This is a genomic window from Bacteroides faecalis, assembly GCF_003865075.1.
Taxonomy (GTDB): domain Bacteria; phylum Bacteroidota; class Bacteroidia; order Bacteroidales; family Bacteroidaceae; genus Bacteroides; species Bacteroides faecalis.
In genome coordinates, this window is the sequence record NZ_BHWB01000042.1 from 1 (window position 1) to 8428 (window position 8428).

An 8428-nucleotide genomic window follows, 5' to 3' on the forward strand; every position below is an offset into this window, starting at 1 on the left:
CTATATCCTCATGGGACGGAACTGAGACTTACGATATCTTCCGTGACAAGGAAGAGATGCGCCGCGGAGTAAAACCGGTCCGTATGCGTGCCGGAGTACCCGACTATGATGAAGATATTTATGAGGACCCACAGAAGTTCTTTGAAAAACTTGTTCATGAACGTCAGATCGAATTCTTTGCTGAAACACAACGTTACTATGACCTGCGTCGTTGGAAAATTGTAGAAGAGCATGAAGGTGAACAAATTTATGGCTGTAACACGCTGATGAACGAGAACTACAAAGATATGTATTATCTGCCGGTCAGAGTAGCAGAGTTGCAGACTTCTTTCTCTCGCAAACAGTACTTCTGGCCTATCAGCTTCGATGAACTGAAACGGAACAAGAATCTGTCACAAGCACCCGGATGGGAGTATTATAATTAGTGTTATCATTAATAAAGTAAAAAATCAATATGAGAAAATTATATATTTTAGGAATGATGCTGGGAGTCTGCGCAATGTTCAGTGCTTGCAACGACGAATGGAAAGATGAACTTTACAAACAGACCATTTCTTTCAAAGCGCCCGTAGGAGACAACGGGCTGAGTGAAATTTACGTACGCTACCAGCCGGACGGTACAGGAACCTTCCAGTTACCGGTCATTGTCAGCGGTTCGAAGACCAACGAGCGGAATATCGACGTGAAAATAAGCGTGGATGAAGATACGCTCCAAACACTTAATGAGGCGAGATTTCCAGTAGGTCGTCAAGACCTCTGGTATGTGCCCCTTGCGGAACAGCATTATTCTTTTGAATCAAACATTTGCCATATCCCTGCAGGAGAAAGCATACAGCTCTATCCCATCAATTTCAACTTTGACGGATTGGAACTGGATGATAAATACGTGCTTCCGCTGACCATTGAGGAGGATCCTTCTTATATGTCAAACAAATATAAAGGACGTTATAAAGCACTACTGGGAATCAATCTGTTTAATGACTATTCCGGAACATACAACACCACGCTGATGAACATCTACATTCAAGGAACGTCATCAGATCCTGCCAAAGTAGACACTCGTGTAGCTCGCGTGGTGGATGAAAATACCATTTTCTTCTATGCAGGTTCAACTTGGGTGGAAGATGAGCACCGTTCCAGATATAAAGTCTTTGCCGAGTTTGAAGAAGGAACAAAAGACGAAGAAGGTACTATTAAAGGAAAGGTGAGATTGTATGGTGACGATCATGAACCGGATATCAATATTCAACCGTTGGGTGAATGTACGTATGAAAAACGAATTGTTCAGCACGAAACCATCAAATATATGGAACGCCATCTTACTACTCTGCAGCTGAGTTATAAGTACACGGATATTACTTCTAATCCAGCTTATCCGATGACTTACGAAGTAAGAGGTTCCATGACAATGGAACGACAGATTAACCCGTTGATTCCAGACGAGGATCAAGCTATTCAATGGTAAAAAGAAGGTAGAAGGTAACCGTTTATTAACGTAAAAAAGGGTCGGATCTCAAACAAGGAATCCGACCCTTTTAGTTAATATGTCAATGTACGAACTCAGAAAAACAATTGATAAAGGAATAAGTGAAATAAATGCTCAAGTAAGTGAGAGCTTGTTTAAAAAGACGCTTATACAAAAAAGACACTACTATATATTATATGAAGACCCGGTCAGTATCATAGGTTTATATTCAAAATCTTTATTTCAAACCTGCAAAAGTCGGAAATCTGGAATCTTTCCTCCAAATCATTTTTTAAAAGAACATGGTTCAAATTAAACATTCTAAGCATAGTGCCCTTCACAGTTTTGCTGTAACTCTCCTGAATGGCATTGCAGCATATTATATCTCTCCTAAAAAGCGGACTATCAATATTGAAAGGAACCTTGTTTATCAGCTTACTATATTTTAGATGTTTTCGTCGAACTGAAGTTATTTTAAAGGAAACATGAATTTTTGTTCATAATTTCTTTGTACTTATGTAGTTTGATTATATATTTGTGCCACAATTAACCTATAATTAATAAAATACACACAAATTTAATTAAACACAAAGCACGATCATGAGACCTACACATACAATAATAAGGACGACTTATACAAAAGTTACACTATATCAATATTTACATTCTCAACTATTTGAATGATTAGAAGTCGGAAGAAAAAGAAATAGAAGAATCATTCATTTCATTCAAAAGACCTATTTGCTTTTCAATTAAAACATTTCCTGTTAGAAATTATATGAAATAAAAATTGGAATATTAGTTTTTTAAAAATATTCCGATTCTTTATCCAATATGATATATTTTTATTATTTAACTAATTATATTTATGAAAAAACATCTAGTCACAGCACTTATTTGCTGTTTATCATTCATCGGTTGCAAGGATGATAAGGTCGATTCTACCCAATACGACCCCTCCCAGCCGATAGTGTTTACAGATTTCAGCCCCAAAGAAGGAGGTATGCGAACCCGACTTTACATTGAAGGCAGTAATTTCGGTAGTGATCCTACCAAAATTCATATCACGATTGGCGGAGAAAAACCAAAACCATCGGAACTGATGGAAAAAGTATTTATTGTATGGTTCCTTCCAAGGCTTTTGATGGAACAATCAATGTACGTGTAGATGGACCGGACGGCAAAACAGTTGCGGAACATACATTCGAACAGGAATTCCTGTATGAACCTGCAACGATTGTAGGTACCCTGCTACGTAAAGTAGATCAGGATAATAATTCTGCATTCCAAGAAGGTTCGTTTGATGAAGGAGCCTCTATTCCTTCCAACGACTGTATGGTGTTCGATCCCAAATACAAGGAGGGAGATGACCGGTTACTCTTCTCTTCAAACTTTTATGACGGTATCCATTTGGTAAACCTGACACAACGGACTGTGAAACGCCTCTTCCCAAGAACGGGATACAGCACCATGTACTCTTTCACGTTCACTGCCGATGGGGATACATTGCTGTTTACCGATGACCATGGTCAAGATAACACTAGTCGTGCAAACATCTATTATTCCCTTCGTCGTGAAAACTTCCGTCGAATCCGTCCCTACAACTATGGCAGGACGTCTTACAGCCTGATATATATGGATGACGGAACCGTCTTTTATACCACTTGGTGGGAGGGTAAAGTCTACAAAATGATACGTAACGGAGCCATTCCCAATATCGATGATAATGCGGAAGTTGCCTTTAGCCTGAGCCAGATATCGTCAGTAGGCGGTTCACATACGATATTGTTCAGACATCCGTCCAATAAATTTATGTATATGCTTTCCGACGGATTCGGAGCGGTGTTCAGAGCCGATTATGACCCGGTAAGAAAAACATTTGGTAATCCTACCATCATTGCCGGAAACATGAATGACAAAGGTTTCAAGGAAGGGACCGGAGGTGGTGCCCGATTCAGTAAACCACAATTCGGTATATTCGTTAAAAATGAGGAATACGGAGAAGGAGTCGGTCCTGACCAAGATCAATACGATTTTTACTTCTGCGACAGGGATAATCACTGTATCTGGAAACTGGATCCTCATGGGGTAGCCTCCCTTGTAGCCGGTAGAAGTAATGAAAACGCCGACAGTAAAGTCTATGGATATGTAGACGGTAATCCGTTGCACGAAGCACGTTTCAATCAGCCGTCCGGCCTTGCTTACGACCCTGATCAAGACATATTCTATATCGGAGATATTGATAACAAAGGGATTCGTTATATGACAACGGAATAATACTATTTAAGCATAAATGAATATGAGAAATATAATCTTATTATTTTTATTGATAGTAGGCTGGACAAGTGTAGTCTACGCTCAAAATGAACAAGAAAAACTTGAAGTGACGGGAATCGTCACAGATGCAAAGAACGAGCCTTTGGTGGGTGTGAACGTTACAGCAAAGAACATACCTGGCTTCGGTGCGATAACCGACATAGACGGACGTTATAAAATCAAAATCCCCAACTATTCTTACCTTGTTTTTTTCCTATGTCGGCTTTGATAAACAGGAAGTCTTTGTCAAAGACAAAAAGAATATCAACATCGTCATGACAGAAACCAAAGCAACGGCAATTGACGAAGTCGTCATCACAGGAACAGGTGCCCAAAAAAAGTTAACTATGACGGGCGCCGTTACCACAGTCGATGTATCCCAGCTACGTACCCCAACGTCAAGCATCACGAATGCCCTTGTAGGTAACGTAGCCGTATACATCGACTGTGGTAACGGCGCCCGTCATAGTTAACTTTTTTTGGGCACCTGTTCCTGTGATGACGACTTCGTCAATTGCCGTTGCTTTGGTTTCTGTCATGACGATGTTGATATTCTTTTTGTCTTTGACAAAGACTTCCTGTTTATCAAAGCCGACATAGGAAAAAACAAGGTAAGAATAGTTGGGGATTTTGATTTTATAACGTCCGTCTATGTCGGTTATCGCACCGAAGCCAGGTATGTTCTTTGCTGTAACGTTCACACCCACCAAAGGCTCGTTCTTTGCATCTGTGACGATTCCCGTCACTTCAAGTTTTTCTTGTTCATTTTGAGCGTAGACTACACTTGTCCAGCCTACTATCAATAAAAATAATAAGATTATATTTCTCATATTCATTTATGCTTAAATAGTATTATTCCGTTGTCATATAACGAATCCCTTTGTTATCAATATCTCCGATATAGAATATGTCTTGATCAGGGTCGTAAGCAAGGCCGGACGGCTGATTGAAACGTGCTTCGTGCAACGGATTACCGTCTACATATCCATAGACTTTACTGTCGGCGTTTTCATTACTTCTACCGGCTACAAGGGAGGCTACCCCATGAGGATCCAGTTTCCAGATACAGTGATTATCCCTGTCGCAGAAGTAAAAATCGTATTGATCTTGGTCAGGACCGACTCCTTCTCCGTATTCCTCATTTTTAACGAATATACCGAATTGTGGTTTACTGAATCGGGCACCACCTCCGGTCCCTTCCTTGAAACCTTTGTCATTCATGTTTCCGGCAATGATGGTAGGATTACCAAATGTTTTTCTTACCGGGTCATAATCGGCTCTGAACACCGCTCCGAATCCGTCGGAAAGCATATACATAAATTTATTGGACGGATGTCTGAACAATATCGTATGTGAACCGCCTACTGACGATATCTGGCTCAGGCTAAAGGCAACTTCCGCATTATCATCGATATTGGGAATGGCTCCGTTACGTATCATTTTGTAGACTTTACCCTCCCACCAAGTGGTATAAAAGACGGTTCCGTCATCCATATATATCAGGCTGTAAGACGTCCTGCCATAGTTGTAGGGACGGATTCGACGGAAGTTTTCACGACGAAGGGAATAATAGATGTTTGCACGACTAGTGTTATCTTGACCATGGTCATCGGTAAACAGCAATGTATCCCCATCGGCAGTGAACGTGAAAGAGTACATGGTGCTGTATCCCGTTCTTGGGAAGAGGCGTTTCACAGTCCGTTGTGTCAGGTTTACCAAATGGATACCGTCATAAAAGTTTGAAGAGAAGAGTAACCGGTCATCTCCCTCCTTGTATTTGGGATCGAACACCATACAGTCGTTGGAAGGAATAGAGGCTCCTTCATCAAACGAACCTTCTTGGAATGCAGAATTATTATCCTGATCTACTTTACGTAGCAGGGTACCTACAATCGTTGCAGGTTCATACAGGAATTCCTGTTCGAATGTATGTTCCGCAACTGTTTTGCCGTCCGGTCCATCTACACGTACATTGATTGTTCCATCAAAAGCCTTGGAAGGAACCATACAATAAATACTTTTTCCATCAGTTCCGATGGTTTTGGTTTTTTCTCCGCCAATCGTGATATGAATTTTGGTAGGATCACTACCGAAATTACTGCCTTCAATGTAAAGTCGGGTTCGCATACCTCCTTCTTTGGGGCTGAAATCTGTAAACACTATCGGCTGGGAGGGGTCGTATTGGGTAGAATCGACCTTATCATCCTTGCAACCGATGAATGATAAACAGCAAATAAGTGCTGTGACTAGATGTTTTTTCATAAATATAATTAGTTAAATAATAAAATATATCATATTGGATAAAGAATCGGAATATTTTTAAAAACTAATATTCCAATTTTTATTTCATATAATTTCTAACAGGAAATGTTTTAATTGAAAAGCAAATAGGTCTTTTGAATGAAATGAATGATTCTTCTATTTCTTTTTCTTCCGACTTCTAATCATTCAAATAGTTGAGAATGTAAATATTGATATAGTGTAACTTTTGTATAAGTCGTCCTTATTATTGTATGTGTAGGTCTCATGATCGTGCTTTGTGTTTAATTAAATTTGTGTGTATTTTATTAATTATAGGTTAATTGTGGCACAAATATATAATCAAACTACATAAGTACAAAGAAATTATGAACAAAAATTCATGTTTCCTTTAAAATAACTTCAGTTCGACGAAAACATCTAAAATATAGTAAGCTGATAAACAAGGTTCCTTTCAATATTGATAGTCCGCTTTTTAGGAGAGATATAATATGCTGCAATGCCATTCAGGAGAGTTACAGCAAAACTGTGAAGGGCACTATGCTTAGAATGTTTAATTTGAACCATGTTCTTTTAAAAATGATTTGGAGGAAAGATTCCAGATTTCCGACTTTTGCAGGTTTGAAATAAAGATTTTGAATATAAACCTATGATACTGACCGGGTCTTCATATAATATATAGTAGTGTCTTTTTTGTATAAGCGTCTTTTTAAACAAGCTCTCACTTACTTGAGCATTTATTTCACTTATTCCTTTATCAATTGTTTTTCTGAGTTCGTACATTGACATATTAACTAAAAGGGTCGGATTCCTTGTTTGAGATCCGACCCTTTTTTACGTTAATAAACGGTTACCTTCTACCTTCTTTTTACCATTGAATAGCTTGATCCTCGTCTGGAATCAACGGGTTAATCTGTCGTTCCATTGTCATGGAACCTCTTACTTCGTAAGTCATCGGATAAGCTGGATTAGAAGTAATATCCGTGTACTTATAACTCAGCTGCAGAGTAGTAAGATGGCGTTCCATATATTTGATGGTTTCGTGCTGAACAATTCGTTTTTCATACGTACATTCACCCAACGGTTGAATATTGATATCCGGTTCATGATCGTCACCATACAATCTCACCTTTCCTTTAATAGTACCTTCTTCGTCTTTTGTTCCTTCTTCAAACTCGGCAAAGACTTTATATCTGGAACGGTGCTCATCTTCCACCCAAGTTGAACCTGCATAGAAGAAAATGGTATTTTCATCCACCACGCGAGCTACACGAGTGTCTACTTTGGCAGGATCTGATGACGTTCCTTGAATGTAGATGTTCATCAGCGTGGTGTTGTATGTTCCGGAATAGTCATTAAACAGATTGATTCCCAGTAGTGCTTTATAACGTCCTTTATATTTGTTTGACATATAAGAAGGATCCTCCTCAATGGTCAGCGGAAGCACGTATTTATCATCCAGTTCCAATCCGTCAAAGTTGAAATTGATGGGATAGAGCTGTATGCTTTCTCCTGCAGGGATATGGCAAATGTTTGATTCAAAAGAATAATGCTGTTCCGCAAGGGGCACATACCAGAGGTCTTGACGACCTACTGGAAATCTCGCCTCATTAAGTGTTTGGAGCGTATCTTCATCCACGCTTATTTTCACGTCGATATTCCGCTCGTTGGTCTTCGAACCGCTGACAATGACCGGTAACTGGAAGGTTCCTGTACCGTCCGGCTGGTAGCGTACGTAAATTTCACTCAGCCCGTTGTCTCCTACGGGCGCTTTGAAAGAAATGGTCTGTTTGTAAAGTTCATCTTTCCATTCGTCGTTGCAAGCACTGAACATTGCGCAGACTCCCAGCATCATTCCTAAAATATATAATTTTCTCATATTGATTTTTTTACTTTATTAATGATAACACTAATTATAATACTCCCATCCGGGTGCTTGTGACAGATTCTTGTTCCGTTTCAGTTCATCGAAGCTGATAGGCCAGAAGTACTGTTTGCGAGAGAAAGAAGTCTGCAACTCTGCTACTCTGACCGGCAGATAATACATATCTTTGTAGTTCTCGTTCATCAGCGTGTTACAGCCATAAATTTGTTCACCTTCATGCTCTTCTACAATTTTCCAACGACGCAGGTCATAGTAACGTTGTGTTTCAGCAAAGAATTCGATCTGACGTTCATGAACAAGTTTTTCAAAGAACTTCTGTGGGTCCTCATAAATATCTTCATCATAGTCGGGTACTCCGGCACGCATACGGACCGGTTTTACTCCGCGGCGCATCTCTTCCTTGTCACGGAAGATATCGTAAGTCTCAGTTCCGTCCCATGAGGATATAGAGATCATGTACTATTCTCTCTTTTCCTCCTCCTCCGTTGTTGTTGTTGAGAGAG

The 8428-nt window shown here is 39.7% G+C and carries 7 protein-coding genes and 2 pseudogenes; 5 read left to right on the forward strand and 4 right to left on the reverse strand.

Annotated features, from left to right (window positions below):
• The 5 genes and pseudogenes from EJF25_RS24240 to EJF25_RS24255 all read left to right on the forward strand — a co-directional run.
• Window positions 1–425: RagB/SusD family nutrient uptake outer membrane protein (locus EJF25_RS24240; RefSeq protein WP_125043254.1), on the forward strand; the 425-nt coding region annotated here is incomplete at its 5' end.
• 29 nt (window positions 426–454) lie between these two features.
• Window positions 455–1465 (forward strand): DUF4973 domain-containing protein, encoded by a 1011-nt coding sequence (locus tag EJF25_RS24245; RefSeq protein WP_125040325.1) that lies wholly within the window; start codon window positions 455–457, stop codon window positions 1463–1465.
• 868 nt (window positions 1466–2333) lie between these two features.
• Entirely contained in the window at window positions 2334–2633 is a 300-nt protein-coding gene (locus EJF25_RS26040; RefSeq protein WP_235016916.1) for an IPT/TIG domain-containing protein, read from the forward strand.
• Entirely contained in the window at window positions 2588–3742 is a 1155-nt protein-coding gene (locus tag EJF25_RS24250; protein ID WP_235016917.1) for an NHL repeat-containing protein, read from the forward strand. The genes EJF25_RS26040 and EJF25_RS24250 overlap by 46 nt, the downstream gene beginning before the upstream one ends.
• A gap of 22 nt (window positions 3743–3764) precedes the next feature.
• Window positions 3765–4215 (forward strand): annotated as a pseudogene (locus EJF25_RS24255) (carboxypeptidase-like regulatory domain-containing protein); the annotation flags it as partial.
• Window positions 4216–4218: 3 nt separating this feature from the next.
• Here EJF25_RS24255 and EJF25_RS24260 read toward each other — a convergent pair.
• The 4 genes and pseudogenes from EJF25_RS24260 to EJF25_RS24275 all read right to left on the reverse strand — a co-directional run.
• Window positions 4219–4617 (reverse strand): annotated as a pseudogene (locus tag EJF25_RS24260) (carboxypeptidase-like regulatory domain-containing protein); the annotation flags it as partial.
• Window positions 4618–4633: 16 nt separating this feature from the next.
• On the reverse strand, window positions 4634–6043 hold the full coding sequence (locus tag EJF25_RS24265) for an IPT/TIG domain-containing protein (protein WP_125040324.1): 1410 nt from the start codon (window positions 6041–6043) through the stop codon (window positions 4634–4636).
• Window positions 6044–6908: 865 nt separating this feature from the next.
• On the reverse strand, window positions 6909–7919 hold the full coding sequence (locus EJF25_RS24270) for a DUF4973 domain-containing protein (protein ID WP_125040325.1): 1011 nt from the start codon (window positions 7917–7919) through the stop codon (window positions 6909–6911).
• Window positions 7920–7949: 30 nt separating this feature from the next.
• Window positions 7950–8381, reverse strand: a complete 432-nt coding sequence (locus EJF25_RS24275; protein WP_235016918.1) for a RagB/SusD family nutrient uptake outer membrane protein — start codon at window positions 8379–8381, stop codon at window positions 7950–7952.
• Between the last annotated feature and the right edge of the window lie 47 nt (window positions 8382–8428).